This is a genomic window from Rothia mucilaginosa, assembly GCF_964210535.1.
Classification (GTDB): Bacteria; Actinomycetota; Actinomycetes; order Actinomycetales; family Micrococcaceae; genus Rothia; species Rothia mucilaginosa_F.
Window position 1 is genome coordinate 38,666 of the sequence record NZ_CAXOMR010000009.1, and the last position, 21,020, is coordinate 59,685.

Here is a 21,020-nt window from a genome sequence, read left to right on the forward strand (position 1 = left end):
TGGGGGCTTTCGTGACACTCCAAAACAAAATACTTGACATGTAAAGTAATTGGGTTTAGATTTAAACCACCAGCCCGGCACTACAAGAGCCCGAGCGCAACCCAGCAAGGAAAAACAATGAGCACCAACCCCAACAGCACCCCGCAGCTCGATGAGTCCATCCGCATCAGCCACCTCGAACCCATGCGCGGCGACGAGAAGAAGCTCGGCTTCCTCTCCTTTGGCCACTGGGCTGAGGTTCCCGGCTCCCGCGTACCTAGCGCGGCAGAATCCCTGCACCAGGCAATCGACCTGGCGGTAGGTGCCGAGGATATCGGACTGGACGGCGCGTTCTTCCGTGTGCACCACTTCGACCAGCAGCAGGCAACTCCTTACCCGCTGCTCTCCGCCATTGCGGCGAAGACCGAGCGCATCGAGCTGGGCACCGGCGTGATCGACATGCGCTACGAAAACCCGCTCTACATGGCTGAACTTGCCGCCATGGCAGACCTCATCGCGGCGGGGCGACTGCAGCTCGGTGTCTCCCGCGGCTCGCCCGAATCTGTTATTCGCGGCTTTGAGAGCTTCGGCTACTACCCGGCAGAGGGTGAAAACGAGGGCGATATGGCGCGCCGCCACCTCGACATTTTCCTCAAGGCAATTGAGGGTGAGGGCATGGCGCCCAGCGCTCGCGTGGCGGGCAAGTACGCCCCGATTCAGCCGCAGTCGCCGGGCCTGCGCGACCGCATCTGGTGGGGCGCGGGCACCGATAGCACCGCCGTGTGGACCGCGCAGAAGGGCCTGAACCTCATGTCCTCAACCCTGATGCTGGAAGATAAGGGCATTCCCTTCGACCAGCAGCAGGCTCAGCAGATTCGCCTCTTCCGCTCCGAATGGGTGAAGGCGGGCAACTCGGGTATTCCGCGTGTTTCGGTCTCCCGCTCGGTGCTGCCCATTATCGACGAAACTTCGGCACGCTACTTCGGTCGTCGCGCCGCGGAGGACTCTCAGGACTACACCGGCATTATCGATAACGCCTTCTCCCGCTTTGGTCGTAGCTACATTGGTGACCCGGCGGATATTGCCGAAGAGCTCGCCCGTGATGAGGCGGTTCAGGCGGCAGACACCGTGCTGCTGACTATCCCGAACCAGCTGGGTGTGGACTTCAACCTGAAGATGCTTGACGCCATCGTCAAGGAGATCAAGCCCGCGCTGACCACCAAGTAAAGATGCTGGCCGCCAAGTAAAAACCTGAGCCAAGCTGTTCCCGGCGCTCTATGATGCGCTGAGATGCTTGTTCCCATACAGCTTGAGCCGTACATACAGCAATGCCCCGGCAGGCACCCGCAAGGGTTACCGCCGGGGCATTACTGTGCTCGGAATCTTTAGAAATTCCTCTGCCTAGAAGTCCTTCGTCTTTTCCCAAGGCTCAATAGCGCCCGGAACCACCTCAAACAGCGGATGCGCGCACGCCGCCAACTCGCCGCGCGCGGCGAGGCGCTCGCTCAATTGGTGCTCCCACTCGGGGTCACGCCCAGCCACCTTGTGCTGCAGGAAGGCGAGCTCGTACTCCAGCTGACCGAGAGGAACAGGAATCGGCGCAACCGAAGCGTACGGGTTCTCCGCCTTGTCAGCGCCGTGTTCACTTGTACTACCTTCGCCCGCACCAATCAGCGCGCGGTTGAAAGAATAGCCGCGGGCATCCGCCTCATCTGCCAGCCCGGACAGGTAGGCGGCAACCGCCTCCAGAGGCTGCGGATGCGCACGAAAACGAATCAGCTGCGGATGGTTCGTGTACCCGCGAGTCAAACCCCGCAGAACCTTCTGCGCCAGCAGAGTTTCACGCCAGCAGGCGACCAGGGCGCGACGATCGAGCAGGGAAGGGTGAAGGGACCAAATGCGCACGCTTAGCCCTGCTCTTCTGCCGTGTTTGCGGCAGTCGATTCTGCGCCCGCGTGCTCGTCGCTAAAGTGCAGGAAGCTCTTGAGCACCAGCTCACGCACCGCGTGCAGCAGGGTATCGCGCGGATGCTGCTCCTGCGTACCGCGCGCGGCGGCTGCCGCCTCGTCGTATTCGGGCCAGGACAGCAGCATGGCAAGAGCCGCCACAATCTGACCCACGGCAAGCTCACCATCGCTCGCCGACGCAAAGCCCGCGGTCTCCGTGGAAAGTAGCTGGGTGCGGCACAGACCCGAACCGGCACGCAGCAAAATGACGCTGGGGTGCTCGGCGCCGGGGCGGCCGTGGCGTTCCTCGGTGACGTCCTCAGCGATCTCTAGGTGCGCTGTGAGGAGCGCCTCATCGTCCATGGCGGCGAGGCGGTCGTAGCGGCGCACGGACTCGGTGAGGGCGCGGGCGATGGGCTGCTGAATCGGGTAGGTAATCTCCTCGAAACGCTGCAGGGGCTCGGTCACGCCTGCCACGGTGGATTCGCTCGGGCGGCGCAGCCAAATCATGCCGAAACCAATAGAATGAACGTTCCGGGAAGCGAAGTCGTTCAGGTACGCCACGTAGGTCTGCTCGTAGTGGCTGCGGTCGCGGTTCTCGCTCGCATCCTTCAGCCAGGTCTCCGCGTAGGAGGCGGGGGTCAGCGCCTCACGCTGAATGAACCACGCCTCCGCGCCGCCGTCGGCAACCCAGGCACGCGGACGCTCATCCCACGGGCGGGGTGCTTCCGGGTCCTCGGAATCGCGAATAATCTCCCAGTTACCCAGCATCTGCGCGCGGCCACCGGGCACCAGCACCGACGGCAGCTGACGCACCATCGTGCTCACAATTTCGTCACCGGGCAGGCCGCCGTCACGGTAGGTGAACTGCTCCTCGGCGCTCTCGCCGGCAACGCGCGGGGTAATCACGAACGGCGGGTTCGACACCACCAGATCGAAAAGCTCACCGGTGACCGGCTCCAGCAGGGAACCCTCACGCAGGCTCACGCGCGCCTGCGGGTTCTGCGGGTCAATATTGAGCGTCTGCGCGTTCAGCAGCAGGTTAAAACGGGTGAACGCCAGGGCACGCTCCGAAATGTCGGTGGCGGTCACATGCTCGGCGTGGGCGAGCAGGTGGAAGGTCTGAATACCGCAGCCGGTGCCCACATCCAGGGCACGCTTGACGGGGGTGCGCTCGGTGATCTGCGCCAGAGTCAGGGATGCGTGACCGATGCCGAGCACGTGATCCTTACGGAGCACGCCGGGGCGCTGATGCGCGCCCAGGTCGGCGGCAACAAAGATTTCGGTGCCGTCATCGGCAGCGTGCGGGCGCAGGTCAACGCTCGCGGTCCAGCGGGTAGAATCTGCCGCATCGCGCTCAATCAGTGCGGCGTCCGCAAAATCCTGCAGGGTATCTGCGAAAACCTTGGCTGCCTCCGCCTCGGTGAGCGGGCGAGCCAGCAGGAAAAACGCCAGCAGACGTGCCAGGTTCTTCTCACCCGCGCTGTACTCGCCGCGCAGAACGTGCTCAACACGCCACAGGCCCGGAACCACCTGGTCACGAGCCATCGCCTCAGCCGCCTCAACACCCAGCAGCTCCTGCACAGCGTCATAGCTGTAGCTCAACGCCAGCAGGCGTTCACGGATGCGGGTCAGGCGGGCGTAATCATCGCTGCGGGGAGCATCCGCAACGGCGGCGTACTCGGGAGCAAAAGAGGCGGCAGAAATAGTCATGCACACCATTCTACGCACCCGCTGCACCCTGCCGCCCTACCTAACGGCCCGCCCTGCCCAGCTGCCTTATACAACTGCCCGAGCGCGCCGCACCGCTACATGTGCTTTCCAGCTCTGACCCACCCACTGACCAAAACCGTCATCTGCGCAAGAGTGCCCACCCCATCGCATACACTGAAACCATGAGTAACCTGTACCCCGATGAAAGCATCAGCGTCGACAAGTGCTGGGAGCGCCTGCACGCGAACACTCTCGGCCGCCTCATCCTCACTGACGGACAGCACGTCGATGTGCTGCCCGTGCTCTACGCCGTCGCCCACCAGGGTGACACCCAGGAAATCTACATTCGCACCACCCGCGGTAATAAGTTCTCCTCCGTGGTGGTCAGCCGCCGCGTCGCCTTCGAGATTGATGAGACCCTCGAAGACGGTATCCGCTCCGTCATCGTGGTCGGTATTGCGCACTGGCTGCCGCCGGAAATGACCCCGCAGATTGTGCGCACCTTCGACCTGCCCGACTCCGAAACCCACGAAATGCAGTGGGTGCGCATCGTGCCGCAGACCGTGTACGGTCGCGAATACCCGTTGCTACCCGCCTACCTGGACGGCACCCACCCCGACTCGGATACCCTCACCAGCTAGAGGCGCCGGTTCGCGGGTACCGCACACACCTCGTGCACACACCATCTCCTCGGTACCGTATGATGTACCGAGTACCCTGCGCACTCGTGCAGACTCAACAAAAATACTCACCCCCACCGACCGTCGCACCCGCGTACACCACAACCAGTCGGCGCCCACAAGCGCCAGCGTAGGTTATGGTTGAATACGTAGCTTTTCAACACACAGATAGAGGAGTGCCGTGCCCGCTCAGGCAAAGAACGGAAAAGCCCTGCTGATTGTGGAGTCTCCCTCCAAGGTCAAAACCATCAGCAGCTACCTCGGCGAGGACTACCTTGTCGACTCGTCCATGGGCCATATCCGCGACCTTCCGCAGCCCTCCGAACTGCCCGAAAACCTCAAGAAGAGCCCCGTCGGCAAGTTCGCTGTCAACGTTGAAGAGAACTTCGAACCCTACTACGTGGTCAACCCCGACAAGAAGAAAAAGGTCGCCGAACTCAAGCGCAAGCTCAAAGAAGTAGATGCGCTTTACCTGGCAACCGATGGTGACCGCGAAGGTGAAGCCATTGCATGGCACCTGAAGGAAGTCCTCAAGCCCAAGGTACCCGTCTACCGCATGACCTTCCCCGAAATCACCCGGGAAGCCATTCAGCGTGCCTTCGGCGAACTGCGCGACATCGACCTGCACCTGGTCGACGCGCAGGAAACCCGCCGCATCCTCGACCGAATCTACGGTTACGAAATCTCCCCCGTGCTTTGGCGTAAGGTCGGCCGTGGCCTCTCCGCAGGTCGCGTGCAGTCCGTCGCAACCCGCCTCGTGGTCGAGCGCGAACGTGAACGCATGGCATTCGTCGCCGCCAACTACTGGGACCTGTCCGGACGCTTCCTGACCGCGGCCTCCGAAGGCTTCGACGCCAAGCTGGTCGCCGTAGACGGTCAGCGTATCGCCACCGGCAAGGACTTCGCCGACGACGGCACCCTCAACTCCTCCAAGGTCACCCACCTGAACGAGGAAGCCGCCCGTGCGCTCGCCGCAGCCCTGCAGTCCGCCGCGTTCTCGGTACGTTCCGTTGAGACCAAGCCGTACAAGCGCCGCCCGGCAGCGCCGTTCACCACCTCCACCCTGCAGCAGGAAGCCGCACGTAAGCTGCGTTTCTCCTCCCGCGTGACCATGCAGGTGGCGCAGCGCCTCTACGAAAACGGTTACATCACCTACATGCGTACCGACTCGGTGGCGCTGAGCGAGCAGGCTATCTCCGCCGCACGCCGTCAGGCATCCGAGCTGTACGGCGCCGAGTTCGTGCCCTCCGCACCGCGCGTGTATACCTCCAAAAGCAAGAACGCTCAGGAGGCACACGAAGCAATCCGTCCCGCGGGTGACACCTTCCGCACCCCGGACGCTGTGCGCGGCGCCCTGTCCAACGACGAGTTCCGACTCTACGAGCTGATCTGGAAGCGTACCGTCGCCTCCCAGATGGCTGACGCGACCGGTTCCACCGCCTCCGTGCGCCTGGGTGCCGTGGCGTCCAACGGCCAGGACGCTGAGTTCGCTGCATCCGGTACCGTCATCACCTTCCGCGGCTTCCTCGCCGCCTACGAGGAGGGCGTTGACGCATCCCGCGTGGCTGAGCGTGAGGCGAAGGACGCTGAGAAGCGCCTGCCGAACCTGACCACCGGCGAGGCACTGACCGCCGAGGCGATTGAGCCCGCCGGCCACGAGACCCTGCCGCCCCCGCGCTACACCGAGGCGTCCCTCGTGAAGACCCTGGACGAGCTGGGCATTGGCCGCCCGTCCACCTACGCGGCGGTTATTTCGACCATCATGGACCGCGGATACGTGAACGTTCGTTCTGGTTCGCTGATTCCGTCCTGGACCGCGTTCTCGGTGGTGCGCCTGCTCGAATCCAGCTTCGGCCCCTACGTGAACTACGAGTTCACTGCGCAGATGGAAGAGGACCTCGACCGCATCGCGCGCGGCGAGGAATCCCGCGTCGAGTGGCTGGGCGAGTTCTACTTCGGCGGCGGTTCCAAGCGCGGCCTGAAGCCCATCGTCGACAACCTCGGCGAGATTGACGCCCGCAGCATCAACTCCATCCCGATTGCGGACGGCATCGTGCTGCGCGTGGGCAAGTTCGGCCCCTACCTGGAAGCTGAAGGCGCCCTCGACACCGAGACCGGCGAGCTGACCGAACCGGTCCGCGCGAACGTACCCGCCGACCTGGCTCCGGACGAACTGACCGAAGCGAAGGCACGCGAACTGCTCGAACAGGGCAAATCCGACGGCCGTGTGCTCGGCGTTGACCCGGTTTCCGGCAACCAGATTGTGGCACGCGACGGCCGCTACGGCCCCTACGTCACTGAGGTTATCGAGGAGATGACCGAGGAGCAGATTCAGGCGTACCTGGACGCGCAGCCGACTGAGTACTACAAGAACGGCAAGCCCAAGCCGAAGAAGAAGCCGAAGCCCGCCAAGCCGCGCACCGCGTCCCTGTTCAAGTCCATGGACCTGGCGACCGTGACCCTCGAGCAGGCGCTGCAGCTGATGAGCCTGCCGCGCGTGCTCGGTACCGACGCTGAGGGCGTGGAGATTACCGTGCAGAACGGCCGCTTTGGCCCGTACCTGAAGAAGGGCACGGACTCCCGTTCGATTGGCAGCGAGGACGAGATCTTCACGATTACGCTGGAGCAGGCACTGGAGATTTACTCCCAGCCGAAGCAGCGCGGTCGTGCGGCGGCTAAGCCCCCGCTGGCTGAGCTGGGCGTGGACCCGGTCAGCGAGAAGAAGATCGTGGTGAAGGACGGCCGCTTTGGCCCGTACATCACCGACGGTATTACGAACATTACGGTTCCGCGTGCGGAGTCGGTCGAGTCGCTGACCCACGAGCGTGCGGTGCAGCTGCTTGCCGACAAGCGTGCGAAGGGCCCGGTCAAGCGTAAGACCGCCGCGAAGAAGACCACTACCGCCAAGAAGACTACGACTCGTAAGACCGCGGCGAAGTCTACTACCGCGAAGAAGACGACCACTCGTAAGACCGCGGCAAAGAAGACCGCCGAGTAGCGTTTCTACCTGAAGGCGCAGGACGCGTCCCGAACCCCCGCGTGGGGGAGGGGCGCCTCCTGCGCCTTTGGTGTGCCCGGAGAATGTGCGCCCGGTGCGCTTTTATACTTGCGCTGTGCTGATGCTGGGCATCTGCCCGGATTGTTTGCGGAGTGAGCCGCGCCTCTGACAGACTGGGAGAGGCGCCGCACCTGCGGTACCGCACACAGATAGTATCCCGCCGCGGGGCGGGGGAGGGGAGCGCATCGTGCGCCTGGGAGTTCTGGATGTCGGGTCGAATACGGTCCACCTGCTGCTGATTGACGGTAGCCCGGGAGCGCGCCCCGAACCGTACGCGTCCCACAAGATTCCGCTGCAACTCGTGCAGTACCTCGACGCTGAGGGTAATATCTCGCAGGAGGGTGCGGACGCGCTAACCCGCTTCGTAACCAGCGCCCGCGACTTCGCTATCGAGAATGAGGCGGAGGATCTGCTGGCGTTCTCCACGAGCGCTATCCGCGAGGCGGGTAACGGCTCGGCGGTGCTGCAGCAGGTGCGTGAGCAGACCGGCGTGAGCCTGAACGGTATTTCGGGTGACCAGGAGGCGGCGATTACGTACTTTGCGGTGCGCCGCTGGCAGGGTTGGGGTGCGGGCCGCATCCTTGATTTTGATATTGGTGGCGGCTCTTTTGAGTTTTCGACGGGTACGAACGCCTTGCCGGATGCGGCGATGAGCGTGCCGCTGGGCGCGGGCCGCCTGACCCGTGAGTTTTTTGATGTGCAGCCGCCGAAGCCGAAGCAGGTGAAGCGTCTGCGTAAGTATGTGCGTGAGCAGATCGCCCCGGTCGCGGAGAACTTGCTGAAGTATGGTGCGCCGGATATGACGGTGGGTACGTCGAAGACGTTCCGTTCGTTGGCGCGTATTTGTGGTGCGGCGCCGTATTCGGCGGGCCCGCACGTGAAGCGTGAGATGCACCTACAGGATTTGCGCCTGTGGACTCGTCGCATGGAGGCGATGACCGTCTCTGAACGTGCTGACCTGCCGGGTGTTTCGAAGGCGCGTGCGGAGCAGATGCTGGCGGGCGCTATCGCGGCGGAGGCGGCGATGGAGGCGTTCGGTATTGAGACGATGCGCGTGTGCCCGTGGGCGCTACGTGAGGGTCTGATCCTTAAGCGTATTGAGCATCTGGCGGAGGGTACGGGTACTCCGGTCAACCCGAAGACCCTCCTGGGCGCGTAACCGGTGCGTGACGTGGCGAATAGCCGCAGGTGAACCCCGCAGGCTGGTGCGTAATGGGCACCGGCCTGCGGGGTTTTTCGTGCGGTGGGTTAATGATGTTCTTTATCATTTCGTGATAATCTGAACACGGACAGCTGCACAACGATGTAAAACGCGGCTGTCTAGGAAGTTTATCCACCAACAAAGTTGTCGGAAAGGAATGAGTAATAAACCATGAACTTACTATATTTAGCTAATGTCGTAGTCGCCGAGGTGGGTGGGGACTACTACTGGCATTGGACTCATGACCAGGAAATTGGCAAAGCGCTGGTTGCTGCTGGTGCAACGGTTATCGCAGCACTTATAGCGATTACTGGTGTTGTCCTGACTGTTCGTAAAACAACACAGCAGATGGAGCTCTCCAAACAAGGAACGCCCCCTGAGTTAACTCGATACAAAGAATGGCTTGAAGTCTCTGAGCGGTATAAGGAATTTGCAAAGACCTCGGATGCATGTAAATTTGAGGATAACTCAGAAGAGTATCAGGATATTGAATCTTCGCGGCAGGAAGCTCTTAAGCGTGCAACCTGGGAGCGGAAGGTTCTTTCCGCTTGTCCAGACATTCGTGCTCAGAAGCGAATTTTAAATATTCCACACGCAATGTCAACAGCTAAAAAAATTGATTTCTTAGCTTTGTGGCCTTGGTTCAAATCTATGCCTGTCAAAATAGTTGAAAATATATTTGCTATTCTTATGACCGCGTTGATTTTTGTGACGCTTATTGAATATATTTTGCATCCATTAAGCAGGCAAAACTTTTTTGCTGATATGCTTTTGATTTTGATTGTCGGATATATATTTAGTATTATTTTACCTCTTTATGTAGCAGAATCTGGTGAAATTGATGCCGAATATTACTTTATTCGACTACGTAGTGCAGAAGCTAAAGTAAATGGGACAGAAACTATTGACTCATTTTCAATGTATATTCCAAATAAGCGTCGAGTACGCCTCGCCTATTTAAAGAGTGAGTATCGTGACTGGATATATTATCCAGGATTTTCGCTTCAGGGAAATCCAAGATTGCGCTTCGTTGTTCCAGTTATTCTGTTTATCTGTTATTTCTTCCCAGTTTATTGGATTTTGCGCCTCATTAGTCGGTTTAAGTATGGCAAATGGGGAGTGTATGGATCATATCGCCCTGAGGTATTTGAAAGTGGTGTAGAGAACCCTGTAAATGAAGAATTATCAGCTCAGGATGAATCCGCTTTAGGTATGGAAGGCGAGGAACCTGTAGAGCTTGAATCTGAAGGTAAGAACTGATTTATTCTAAGTAACCCAAGCATCCGCGAGGGTGAAGATGAGAAGCCACATGTGTTTCGAACAGCCACGTCATAAGTGGCTTCTGGAAACACATGTGGCTTCTCGTCATTGGGCAGCTGTAACCTCCTCTAGAATTTGTGCCATGGTTTGGCGTCTTCTGCCATGGTTTTTAACTACGACCAAAGACGCTAATCTATGGCACAATTTTTCGGCACAGCACGGTAAAACAAGAACGGCCTTGGACGCGCATGCATCCGGGGCAGACCCCTCGTTTCTTAGGGGGATTTTATCGCCATCTTGATACAATTTCAGAGGAGGTAATTGGCAAGCAGAAGGGTTGGAGCATATTAATGCAAGGCAGATTTTGTTCACAATAAAATTTAGTAGCGCAACAAGAGAAATAATCTCACGAGGGACTATTGGAGGTATCAATGGCTATTCTAGGCTATAACAAAGACGAAAAGTTAGAATTTAACTATAAGAAGGCCTGCGGGTTGTGGCTAATTGTAGTGGCGGCAGTTATAGCACTAGCCACGTTGGTCGGAGGAAAGCAAATAATAAACATGCAGGTATTCAGCATTGGATACGTTGTCAGCTTTTTCTCAATCAACATGAACAAGAAGGTGCTGAATAGACTATCCGATGGCCCTTCGAGCGAATTTCAAAAGAAAGTATCTTCGCGCGCCGTTATTCTATTATTCGTTTTAATGGTTTTGCTGGGCGGCCCATTCTTCGCAACTGAAAATTGGAGACTGATTTGGCTGGGAGCGCTGATGGCAACCGCGCTGCATTTCTTCCCATACTATTTTGTGCATGGAAAGTCAATGATATACCTGGGTCTTATCTGTGCCATCAACGTGTTTGCGGGATATATTTTTACCAACATTCCGTTGGGGGTAATCGCATATATCGACGCGGCGATTAAGCTCATCTTCGGAATCTATCTGCTATTCCTTTCAAAGCCGTCAAAGCAAATTTAAGGCAGCTCTTCGGCATCCCAAAACAAGAACGGCCCCGGACGCACACGCATCCGGGGCCGCCCCCTATTTCTGAAAGCTACTTCTTGGCGCTAAACACTCGCGTCCACGCCCAGCGCGTCAGAACCGCCGCGCCCACCGCAACCGCCATCGGCAGCCATGCACTCGCACCCTGACCCGTAAAACCAATCAGCAGGGTCAGCGCAGACAGTGGCGCATTCATCGAAATGCCCAGAAACGCCGCCGTACCCGTCAGCGCCGCCGCATACAGCACCATCGATGCGCCACCCGGCACCCCGCCCAAACCCGGGAACGCCCACAGCACCAGCGCCGCCACGCTAAACGCGGCCGCCGCACCCAACGCCAAACCAGGCGTCAGCGTACCGCCGTACGAACCCGAACGCAGGCTCAACAGCACCACGGCGGCCTTCGCCACGCACAGGGCCACCACGTACCAGGCCGCAGCCGCGGTCAGGCCGCCCGCCGCCGCATCCAGCGACGCATTAAACGTGTGCTGAGTTAGCAGACGACCGTTACCCAGGATCTCCGGAAGCCACAGCGAAACCACCGCGACCAGCACAAACGCCACCGGAATACGCCACAGAAGAGAACGATCCTTCGCCTTAATCTTCTCCGCACGCTGCGACAGAGCCCTAAAACCCAACGCCAGCGGAGCCAACACCACACCCGTCAACGCCGCGACCGTCAGCGTCGTCGCATCCAGCGGAAGCTGCGGCACCGGGTACGTCGGCGCACTCGAAATCACCAGATTCGCCGTGACCGTCGCCGTCCACACCGTCACCGCACCCACATACAGCGACCACAGGCTCAGACCCGCGGCCATCGCCTCGATGAGGTACACCAGGCCACCAATCGGCACCTGATACACCGCCGCCAGGCCGGACGCCGCACCCGCCGCCACCAGCAGGCGACGCTCACGATCACCCAGCAGCGGCGAACCATCCGGGCGAGTGCCGCTCACGCGCTCCAGTAGGCGCGCGCAACGGCCCGCGGCCAGGGCGCCCAGCTCACGCGGCGCGACCTCCTTGCCCACGGGGGAGCCCGCACCCACCGCAACAATCTGAATCACGGAATGCGAAATCTGTCGCCACAGCGACGGCTTAAGGTCCTCCTCGGTAGCGCCCGCAATCTGCGCCTTCACGCTCACCACGCGCCGCCCGCCCGACTGCAGGTAATACCAAACCATCGCCACAAACGGGCCCAGAGCCGCCAGCACCAGCGCACGACGCGCCGGATCGGCACCGTCGGTCACCATCGGGTGGTGGCCCTCCGAATGGCCAAACGTGAGCTCCTGCATAAAGTCCAGAACGTAGTGCAAGGCAATCGCGCCCAAGCCGCTGAGCACACCCGTGACCAGCGCGGCAAGGGTCAGCCCCAGCAGGAGGCGAAACGAAAAGGAACGGGAGCCCGCAGGCTTCTGCGGGCTATTCGTGGGTGAATGGGGATGAGAAGACATAGATTGAGGCCGTAATGTGTTGCGTGCTGCCTGATGTGTGGAGGCTCCATACTCGGTGAAAACCGGGCAAACAAAGCCAATTTAATTCTACGCCCGCACTTTTTACGGCTCAGCGGTGTGCCAAAGATTGAGAGGCGACGCGGCACAGAGGGGAAGGCGCCCCAGAGTACGTACCCCAGCAAAAGCACGCGCAGAAAAGCACATGAAACACGAGCCAGGTCACATGCCCACCGCCGTACCCGCTATGCTGGAAGGGTACGCCTCCACGCGCCCGCCGCACACCGTGCAAAGTAGCCGCCGGGCGCAGGCACCCCACACGGAAGGATCAACGATGACCGCAACTATTGCTTTTCTCGGCACCGGCTCCATGAACGGCTCCATCGCCGCAGGTCTGCTCGCCGCAGGCCACGACCCCGCCCACATCCGCGCCACCGTGCGTAGCGAAGAATCCCGCGCCGCCCTCGCCAAGCGCCTCGGTGACCAGGTAGAAATCATCACCACCGGCGGCGAAGCTGACGGCAACCACAAGGCAACCGCCCACGCGGACGTTGTGCTGCTCGGTGTGAAGCCCTACGGCATCGTCGAGCTCGCCCGCGATATCGCACCCGCCCTCGCCCCGAACGCCGTCGTGGTGTCCGTTGCTGCTGGCGTGACCCTCGAAACCCTCGAAGCTTGCCTTCCCGCAGGTCAGCCCATTGTCCGCTGCATGCCGAACACCCCCTCCTCCGTGGGCAAGGGTGTGCTCGCCATCTCCACCACCGACACCGTGAAGGAGGAGCAGAAGAAGCTCGTCGAAGAGGTTCTGGGCACCGTCGGTCTGGTCGTTGAGGTTCGCGAAGATCAGATGGATGCGGTCACCGCCGTCTCCGGCTCGGGCCCGGCATACGCGTTCCTGCTCGCGGAGGCGATGGCAGCCGCCGGCGAGAAGCTCGGCCTGGATGCAGACACCGCCCTCAAGCTTGCCAGCGCAACCGTTGCGGGTGCGGGCTTCCTGCTCGACACCAACCCGGATGCGCCCGCCCTGCGCCGCGCCGTGACTAGCCCGAACGGCACCACCGAGCGTGCGCTGAACACCTTCGTGGACGGCGGCCTCTTCCAGCTGACCGAGGACGCGATGCGTGCCTGCGCAGCACGCTCTGCGGAAATGAGCAAGCTGTACACCGCTGACGAGGACTAATACCGTTCGGTAGCGCCGCCTCGATTGGGTAAAACTGCTAGGTGAAACTACAGAAAAACAGCCTCCTCCCTGCAGAACGGGAAGAGGCTGTTTTTCTATTTAACGCTTATGTTCAAACGCGTGCCGCACAGCGCGGGCTCCTCAAAACCAGCAGAGCTGGGGAAGATAACCGCTGCAGCGAGGAAAAACGCGCTTAGGGTCGCGCCGCAAAACGCTCGATCAAATCCACCTGACCGGACACAATCAGAATGTCACGCGAGTGAATGCGGGTGGTGGCGTCCGCGTAGGTGAAGTCCTCACCGGGGGACTTAATACCGACCACGGACACACCGTACTTGGAGCGAATATCCGACTCCGCGAGGGTAAAGCCGTGGGTTTCCTTCGGCGGGCGCATCTTCGCAATCGCGAAGTCGTCATCAAACTCGATGTAGTCCAGCAGTCGACCCGAGACCAGGTGCGCGGCGCGGCGGCCGGCGTCCGCCTCCGGGTAGACCACGTGGTGCGCGCCAATACGCTCCAGAATCTTGCCGTGCGCGGGGGTAATAGCCTTCGCCCAGATACGCTCCACACCAATGTCCACGAGGTTCGCGGTAATTAGCACGGATGCCTCCACGGAGGTGCCCACACCCACCACGGCGGAGCCGAAATCGTCCGCACCCAACTGGTGCAGGGTGTCGATATCGGTCGCGTCGGCGGAGACCACGTGCGTCAGCACGCCGGACCACTTCTGCACCAGCTCGGGGTCCTTCTCAATGGCGAGAACCTCCTTATTCTGCAGGCGTAGCTGGGCGGCGACCGCGGAGCCGAAGCGGCCCAAACCAATCACGAGGACGGGGGCGTTATGTGCACTAGCCAATGGTGGGCCTTTCTTCGGGGAACTTGTAGAGGCGGCGGCGTGAACGCAGCGCCAGGCCGGTTGCGGCGGTTGTGGTGCCCACACGGCCGATGAGCATCAGGCCGCTGAGCACGTAGATACCCGCCGGTGGCAGGCTGGAGGAGAGACCATTCGAGAGGCCGCAGGTCGCGAAGGCGGAGATGACCTCGAAAATGACTTCCTTGAGGTCCGCGCCGCTAATAATCAGAATTGACGCGGCGCCAACACCTACCACGGTAGCACCCATAACAATCACGGAGATAGCGATGCGCAGGGAGGATTCGGGGATGGTGCGGTTGAACGCGACGACCTTCTGGTCACCGCGCGCCTCGGCAAGAATGGACAGGGCAATCACGGCGATGGTCGTGACCTTCACGCCACCCGCGGTCGAGCCGGAGCCGCCGCCAATGAACATGAGCATGTCCGTCAGTAGCGTGGAGACGGGGGTAATGCTGCTCATGTCGACCAGGTTAAAGCCGCCCGAACGCATCATCACGGAGGCAAAAATGGCGTTCAGAACCTTGTCACCTGCGGAGTAATCACCGATGGTGGCGGGGTTGTTCCACTCGAAAATACCCCAGAAAAACGCACCAAATCCGAAGAAGAAGAGGGTGGTCACTACAGTCAGCTTGGCGGTCAGCTGCCAGCGTGAGGGGCGGAAGGGGTTGCGCTGAATCGCAATGAACACGGGGAAACCGAGCGAACCCAAGAACACGGCAATGCAGATGGGCACGAGCAGGAAAAGGTCGTGACCGTAAGGCACGATGCCGTCCGAGTGCGGGGTGAATCCGGCATTGTTGAACGCCGAGATGGAGTAGAAAATGCCGTGCCATAGCGCCTCGTGCGGTGCTTCGCCGAGCGCGAGGAAGCGCGGGGTCAGAAGCATCGCGATGAGCGCTTCAATGGAGAAGGACGTATACGCCACAGCCTTGACAATGCCACCGACCTCGCCGAGCCTGCTGATGTTCAGGTCCTCCTGCGCGATGAGCTTGGTGCGCAGACCCATTTTGCGGCCGATAGCCAACGCCAGCAGCGAAGTAATCGTCAGAGTACCCAGACCACCCACCTGGCATGCCACCAGAATCATTGCTTGACCGAACGTGGACCACTGATTTGCGGTGGAGACGGTGGTTAGACCGGTCACGGTCACCGCACTACTGGAGGTGAAGACCGCGTGGTGAAGCGCGACCGCCTGTCCATCTGCGGAGGAGATGGGCAGCGACAGCATGATGGTAAAGAAAGTGATGACCAGGAAGAACGCCGTGATTGCGGTGCGTGACGGGGAGGCAAGTACGGTCACGTCAATGAAGTCGCGGAACCGTTCGAGGGTCTGCAGGTTGAAGCCTATGGGCGCACGCTTACGCTGAGCCTCAGAGTCCTCGTGGGCGTGGTCGCGCAGGGTGGGCAGGCGGTCGAGATCAATACCGGGCACGCTCGTGAGAATGCTCAGGTTCTCCGCTTCGAGGCGGTCGCGGCGACTACGGCGGACCTGCTGCTTTTGGGGTTCGGAGGTGGCACCGCTGAGGGTGTCCCAGCGGCGGTTGAGCTGGCCCTGGGGATGGTGGTGTCGGCGCCGGGTGCGGCGGAGTATGCGTCCCATGCGCCTCCTTCAGCGGGTGTCTGGGTGTTGGTGTGTTGGGCGGCGGATTTATGCCTGTTTTGACGCCTTCTAGTGTATCGCGCCGGGTGCCTTGAAAGGGGGTAGGGCGTTGATAGCTGGACGCTCAAAATGTGAGCTTGGTAAAGGTGGGTGGGTGGTTTTTCGTGTGGACCACAGCAAAGCCTATATGCTCTTTAAGGAATATACGCAGTGGCGGGCTGAAATGCTGGCATATGCTCATGACGCGATACAGCTATATGCCATCTAATGTGACGGACACTTCATGCTTTTATCCCCTTCAATGCTTCGTCTTGAGCTAGTGCTCAGGCTTCGTTCAGAATTTTTGAAGGTAATTTTCGTATCAGCCTCATTCTAAGCTTGAGGTGCCTCTTTATATGTCATAATCGCTATATGCATTCTGATGTTTTTTCTGTCATCGCGGATCCGACTCGCCGCCGAATTGTGCGTATTCTCGCTGAGCAAACCCACACGGTGGGTGCTGTGGTCGAAAAGCTGGGCATGAGCCAGCCGACCATTTCGAAGCACCTGAAAGTCCTTCGTGATGCAGATGTGGTCTCCGTGACCGTGGAGGGGCAGCGTCGCCTCTACTCCCTGAACCCGGATGTATTCGCCACCGTCACCGAGTGGATTAACGAGACCGTTCAGATTGCACGCCAGTCCAACGAGGCGCACGCACCTGTGGCACTGCCCGGTGGTGCTACCGCGCCCGCCGATAACAAGGCTGCGGATAAGACTTCCGAGAAGGTTGCGGTGAAGACCGCAGAGGTTGCAGAAAAGCCTGCGGTAGCGGCACCTGAGAAGCCCGCCGAAAAGGTAGCTGAGACTACCTCCGAGAAGGTTGTTGCTGAGAAGCCCACCGCTGAGACCGAGAAGAAGGTCGCGGAGCCCTCTTCTGCCGAGGCGACCGGCTCTGAGACTCTCACTGTCGAAGCTCCCTCCGCTGAGGAAATTGAGCAGGCTCGCATTCAGCGTGCCCGCGCCCAGTACCTGACCCCGAGCGCGCGCATCTACTCGCGCCCCGCGGAGCATGCTTCTGAAACCGCCACCTCCGAATCGGCTGTCGAGAAGGTTCAGCCTGCTACTGAGTCTGCAGCGGCTGAAGAGGCTGTGGACAGCACCCCGATGCGCCCCTTTACTCCCGCATCCTACGGCTACGATGTGGGTGCTACCCCCGCGGCGTCGGCAACCTCCGCTCAGCCCGCTACCCCCGCTGAGGTGAAGCCTGCCGAGGCTAAGCCCGCTGTGGCTGAGAAGCCTGTGGTGATTGCTCAGCCTGCCGCTGTGTCTTACGGTATTGACCCGGCTGCGGTTGTGGGCGGTTCGATTCAGCCTATCGCCGTGACCCCCGAAGCTCCTGCTGCCGAGGAGCCTGCTGTGGCTGAGAAGACGGTCGACGAAAAGCCTGCGGAAAAGGCTGAGGAGAAGACCTCGGTTGAAGAAACCGTAGCTACCGAGAAGCCTGCAGTTGAAGAATCTGCCCCCGAGAAGGTCGCTGTAGAAGAGTCTGACAAGGCTGAAAGCAAGTCTGATACTTCCTCTGAGGAGACCGAGTACCAGACTATGCCCGCCTACGATTCGGTGTACCGCCCCAGCACTGAGACGACCAGTGCCGAGGCGAAGGATAACCACCGCGGTGGTCTCTTCGGCTTCCTGCGTGGCCGCCGCCGCTAAGGCGCGCCCTGACGCCGTTCGACCTCCGGCATAACTCTGTATAAAGCACACACACTCTCACTCACCTTATTGACCGAAAGACGCATTCACGTGGCTATTCATCGTAAAATTCTGCGCTGGCTTGAGAACGAATTGTTCGAGGGCAATATTCAGCTGGGTCAGGACCTGCCCAACGATAGCGAAATTGCGCGCGCTATTGGTGTGGGTCGTTCCCGCACCCGCGAGGCTCTGCGCACCCTGGAAGATATGGACCTGGTGCAGCTGTACAACGGCCGCGGCAAGGAGATTCTGGTGCACCTGAGCGATGAGCCTGCCGCCGCTGCGAGTGCCGCTCTGCGCCTGCACATGTCCAGCTCGCGTTACCCGACTCGTGACCTGGTGCAGACCCGTATTCTGCTGGAAAGCTGGGCGATTGCGCGTATTGACCCGAAGACCGCGTCCTTTGCCGAGATGGATGAAGTCCTCGCCCAGATGGAAGACTTCGACCTGTCCATCCGCGATTTCCTGGAGCTGCTGCTGAGCTTCCACCACCAGGTGATGCGCTGCGCCGGCAACGAGCTACTGGTCGGCCTTCTGGCATCCGTGCGTCAGCCGAGCTTCGAGTCGATGCTCTCCCTGGTGGGCCGCATGCCGCTGTGGAGCAGCGCCGTGGAGCGTCTGCGTGCTGAGAGCCGCGCTATTGCGGAGGCGCTGAAGGCTGGTGACGCTGCGACTGCTCGCGCCATGGTGATTGGCCAGTTGCGCGGCATGTATTCTGATGCCGGTATTGACCTGGAGCAGGAGGCAACCTCGGCGAATGGTCTGCCGGGTGAGCCGATTGCGTCTGAGTTTGCGCCGGTGGATGTGGATGAGTTCGCCGCAGATGACTTTGACGATTTGCTGCAGGACGACCCGTCTTTCGCTGATGCGGAGGCTCTGCCCGCCGCGGATGCACCTGTTGCGGCACCCGCCTCTGTGGAGCCTGCGGCTGAGCCTGTTCAGGCTTCTGCGCAGTCTTCTGCCGTGGAGTACACGGTACCTGAGGGCGATATCGTCTACATTGAGGAGACCGTTTCTGAGGCGCCTGCTGAGCGCGTTTCGGCTGATGAGCCTGCCGAGGTTGCTTCTGCCTCTGAAGCTTCTGACAAGGCAGAACAGCCTGTTCCCGCACCCTCTCAACCCGTACCTGCTGTAGCTCCCGCTGCTCATTCGGTGAGCGCGGATGTGCCGCTGAGCTTCGGCACCCCGCGCGGCTTCAACCCGTCTACTCAGGCTACCCCGGCTGCTTCTGCGGCTCCGGTATCTGGCACCCAGACCCTCAATTCGCAGACTCCCAGCGGTCAGCTGCCGAGCGTTCCTGCCGCGTACGCGCAGGAAGAAGCTGAGGGCCCCGCGAAGGTTCTGCGCGCCTCCACGGCGGCTCCGCGTCGCCGTAGCGGTCAGATTGTTTCTCCGGTGCGTGCGACCATCATTAAGCCGGTGGACCGTAGCCAGGTGCTGACTGCGCCTGCCCGTACCGCGCGTCCTGCGGCTGTTGCGGCGCCTGCGGAACCTGAGTCGGCTGAGAAGGTTCTGCGTGCCCCGGCGCGCCAGGAGGAGCCTGCCGTTCAACCTGCTGAGCCTACCCGTCTTGAGGCGGCAGCGACCATCCACGACACTTACGAGAAGCTTCCTCATGAGGAGCCGGTGCAGGAGCGCCGCGGCATCTTCTCGAAGATGAAGCGTTTCTTTGGCGTGGATGTGTACGAGCCTGAGCACGATGAACCCCAGGAGAGCGCTAAAAAGGAACAGGCTGCGAAGGCTGAACCGAAGCCCGAATCCCAGCCTAAGCAGCCCGTCATTGACGAGGAGGCGCTGGCTCGTGCTGAGGCTGAGCGTGCTGAGCGTTTGAAGGCGCTGCACGCGGCGGCTGAGGAAGAGACTGCTGAGGAGAGCGCCGCTGACGAATTTGCCGAAGAGTCTGAGGCTTCTGTAGCTGAGGAACACGAGGCTTCTGAGCCCGCGCAGGAATCGGCGGAGGAACCGGCAGAGGCAACTTCTCAGGCTGATAAGAGTGGCCCCGAAGGTTCTGCAGCCTCCTCTGGTTCGGCACTGTCGAAGGGTCGTTCTAAGGGCTCGAAGAAGTCGAAGAAGAAGCGCCGCTAGGGTTACTGAATCCCCATTTTGGCCCCGAGATACCCCGGATATACCCGTGGGAAAAGCGGAAATTCAGGGAAAAACTCCTGAAAAGCCGCTCTCGAATGGTGAAAATGGGGGTAAACCTAGTACTCTAGGTAGGTAGCGCTCTAAAACGCAAGGGTATTTCTGTGCCTAAAATGCGTTTTGGATCGGTTATACCGGTATAAATATCCCCGGGTAGCTACCGAGTCGAATGGCTCGGCCGGGTACGAGTAAAGTGAGGAAATCCTATGGGTTCCGTTATCAAGAAGCGCCGCAAGCGTATGTCCAAGAAGAAGCACCGCAAGCTGCTTCGTAAGACCCGCCACCAGCGCCGCAACAAGAAGTAAATAGACTTCTTTCGCCCCGCCCTCCGTCTGGAGAGGCGGGGTTTTTGCGTCCCTGCTGCCCTACGTTTCTATAGAGCTTGTGCGGGCTGCCTGTTTGGGGTGGGGCGCGCTATCTGAGAGACTGGGATTATGACTGAAACTTCCACCATTAAAGTTCACCTCATGCGTCACGGCGAGGTGCACAACCCCGAGCGTATCGTGTACGGCCGTCTGCCCGGCTACCGCCTGTCTGATAAGGGCCAGCAGATGGTGCGTCTGAGCGCCGAGGAGTTCGCGGCCCGTGCTGAGCGAGGCGCCCGTTTCGTGCACCTGGTCTGCTCGCCGCTGCAGCGTACCCGCGAGTCTGCCGCCCCGGTTGAGGAGCTGCTGGGTCTGACCGCGCAGCCGGATGAGCGCGTCATTGAGGCGGATAACTACTTTGAGGGTCTGCACGTGAACGCGCAGGAGCTGTTGCAGAACCCGCGTCACTGGACGAAGCTGTACAACCCGGCGCGCCCCTCCTGGGGTGAGTCGTACCTGGATCAGGTTCGCCGTATGGCGGCGGCTGTTCAGGATGCGGCGCGTACCGCCTACGAGCGCGGTGGCGAGGGTGCGGAGGCGATTATTGTGTCGCACCAGCTGCCGATTTGGATTACTCGCCTGGGTGTTGAGGGCCGTATGTTGCAGCATGACCCGCGCGCCCGCGAGTGCAACCTGGCGTCGATTACGACTCTGGCGTTTAGTACCACTGATTTTGAGCATGAGATGCCGCGTTTTGTGGAGTATTCGGAGCCTGCCGCGCCGCTGTACGGTGGCGTGATTCAGCTACCCGGTAGCTAAAGGTCCGGTAGCTAGTTCCTGAAGCTGTTTTTGAGCATAGAGAATTTGTGCATAGAGAAGAGGCTGTGAGCCCATCCGTTT

Annotated in this window: 16 protein-coding genes; 11 read left to right on the plus strand and 5 right to left on the minus strand. The window is 60.3% G+C overall.

Annotation, left to right across the window (positions count from 1 at the left end; all coding sequences use genetic code 11):
- Positions 1-117 precede the first annotated feature (117 nt).
- Positions 118-1,206 carry an LLM class flavin-dependent oxidoreductase gene (locus AB8C10_RS04540; protein ID WP_368866986.1) on the plus strand — a complete coding sequence of 363 codons (1,089 nt, stop codon included), beginning with the start codon at positions 118-120 and terminating at the stop codon, positions 1,204-1,206.
- 174 nt (positions 1,207-1,380) lie between these two features.
- Here AB8C10_RS04540 and AB8C10_RS04545 read toward each other — a convergent pair whose 3' ends face one another.
- Together AB8C10_RS04545 and AB8C10_RS04550 are read right to left on the minus strand one after the other, a co-directional pair.
- Positions 1,381-1,884 carry a pyrimidine dimer DNA glycosylase/endonuclease V gene (locus AB8C10_RS04545; RefSeq protein ID WP_368866987.1) on the minus strand — a complete coding sequence of 168 codons (504 nt, stop codon included), beginning with the start codon at positions 1,882-1,884 and terminating at the stop codon, positions 1,381-1,383.
- Positions 1,885-1,886: 2 nt separating this feature from the next.
- On the minus strand, positions 1,887-3,638 hold the full coding sequence (locus AB8C10_RS04550) for a DUF7059 domain-containing protein (RefSeq protein ID WP_368866988.1): 1,752 nt from the start codon (positions 3,636-3,638) through the stop codon (positions 1,887-1,889).
- A 182-nt stretch (positions 3,639-3,820) separates the two neighbouring features.
- Between AB8C10_RS04550 and AB8C10_RS04555 the strand changes: the two genes are divergently transcribed.
- The 5 genes from AB8C10_RS04555 to AB8C10_RS04575 all read left to right on the plus strand — a co-directional run bounded on the left by AB8C10_RS04555 (position 3,821) and on the right by AB8C10_RS04575 (position 10,817).
- Positions 3,821-4,279, plus strand: a complete 459-nt coding sequence (locus AB8C10_RS04555; RefSeq protein ID WP_012902941.1) for a pyridoxamine 5'-phosphate oxidase family protein — start codon at positions 3,821-3,823, stop codon at positions 4,277-4,279.
- A 220-nt stretch (positions 4,280-4,499) separates the two neighbouring features.
- On the plus strand, positions 4,500-7,316 hold the full coding sequence (gene topA, locus AB8C10_RS04560; protein ID WP_368866989.1) for a type I DNA topoisomerase: 2,817 nt from the start codon (positions 4,500-4,502) through the stop codon (positions 7,314-7,316).
- Positions 7,317-7,563: 247 nt separating this feature from the next.
- Positions 7,564-8,535 carry a Ppx/GppA phosphatase family protein gene (locus AB8C10_RS04565; RefSeq protein ID WP_368866990.1) on the plus strand — a complete coding sequence of 324 codons (972 nt, stop codon included), beginning with the start codon at positions 7,564-7,566 and terminating at the stop codon, positions 8,533-8,535.
- A gap of 213 nt (positions 8,536-8,748) precedes the next feature.
- The gene (locus tag AB8C10_RS04570) at positions 8,749-9,837 is read left to right on the plus strand and encodes a hypothetical protein (RefSeq protein WP_368866991.1); all 1,089 of its coding nucleotides are present in this window, start codon (positions 8,749-8,751) and stop codon (positions 9,835-9,837) included.
- 431 nt (positions 9,838-10,268) lie between these two features.
- On the plus strand, positions 10,269-10,817 hold the full coding sequence (locus AB8C10_RS04575) for a DUF6609 family protein (RefSeq protein ID WP_368866992.1): 549 nt from the start codon (positions 10,269-10,271) through the stop codon (positions 10,815-10,817).
- Between the two features lie 76 nt (positions 10,818-10,893).
- Here the strand turns inward: AB8C10_RS04575 and AB8C10_RS04580 are convergent, their stop codons facing one another.
- On the minus strand, positions 10,894-12,291 hold the full coding sequence (locus AB8C10_RS04580; RefSeq protein WP_368866993.1) for a chloride channel protein: 1,398 nt from the start codon (positions 12,289-12,291) through the stop codon (positions 10,894-10,896).
- A gap of 331 nt (positions 12,292-12,622) precedes the next feature.
- On the opposite strand from AB8C10_RS04580, the gene proC reads away from it, so the two are divergent.
- Positions 12,623-13,468: a pyrroline-5-carboxylate reductase gene (gene proC / locus AB8C10_RS04585; RefSeq protein WP_368866994.1), complete on the plus strand. Its 846-nt coding sequence runs from the start codon at positions 12,623-12,625 to the stop codon at positions 13,466-13,468.
- Positions 13,469-13,661: 193 nt separating this feature from the next.
- Here the strand turns inward: proC and AB8C10_RS04590 are convergent, their stop codons facing one another.
- On the minus strand, positions 13,662-14,324 hold the full coding sequence (locus AB8C10_RS04590) for a potassium channel family protein (protein WP_005504725.1): 663 nt from the start codon (positions 14,322-14,324) through the stop codon (positions 13,662-13,664).
- Entirely contained in the window at positions 14,317-15,942 is a 1,626-nt protein-coding gene (locus AB8C10_RS04595; RefSeq protein WP_368866995.1) for a TrkH family potassium uptake protein, read from the minus strand. Before AB8C10_RS04595 ends, AB8C10_RS04590 begins: the two co-directional genes overlap by 8 nt.
- A 411-nt stretch (positions 15,943-16,353) precedes the next feature.
- On the opposite strand from AB8C10_RS04595, the gene AB8C10_RS04600 reads away from it, so the two are divergent.
- From AB8C10_RS04600 to AB8C10_RS04615, 4 genes are all read left to right on the plus strand, one after another.
- Positions 16,354-17,634 carry a metalloregulator ArsR/SmtB family transcription factor gene (locus AB8C10_RS04600; RefSeq protein WP_368866996.1) on the plus strand — a complete coding sequence of 427 codons (1,281 nt, stop codon included), beginning with the start codon at positions 16,354-16,356 and terminating at the stop codon, positions 17,632-17,634.
- A 90-nt stretch (positions 17,635-17,724) separates the two neighbouring features.
- On the plus strand, positions 17,725-19,758 hold the full coding sequence (locus AB8C10_RS04605; RefSeq protein ID WP_368866997.1) for an FCD domain-containing protein: 2,034 nt from the start codon (positions 17,725-17,727) through the stop codon (positions 19,756-19,758).
- Positions 19,759-20,021: 263 nt separating this feature from the next.
- Positions 20,022-20,120 (plus strand): 30S ribosomal protein bS22, encoded by a 99-nt coding sequence (locus AB8C10_RS04610; RefSeq protein WP_005504750.1) that lies wholly within the window; start codon positions 20,022-20,024, stop codon positions 20,118-20,120.
- Between the two features lie 129 nt (positions 20,121-20,249).
- The gene (locus tag AB8C10_RS04615; RefSeq protein ID WP_313987197.1) at positions 20,250-20,939 is read left to right on the plus strand and encodes a histidine phosphatase family protein; all 690 of its coding nucleotides are present in this window, start codon (positions 20,250-20,252) and stop codon (positions 20,937-20,939) included.
- Positions 20,940-21,020: the final 81 nt, after the last annotated feature.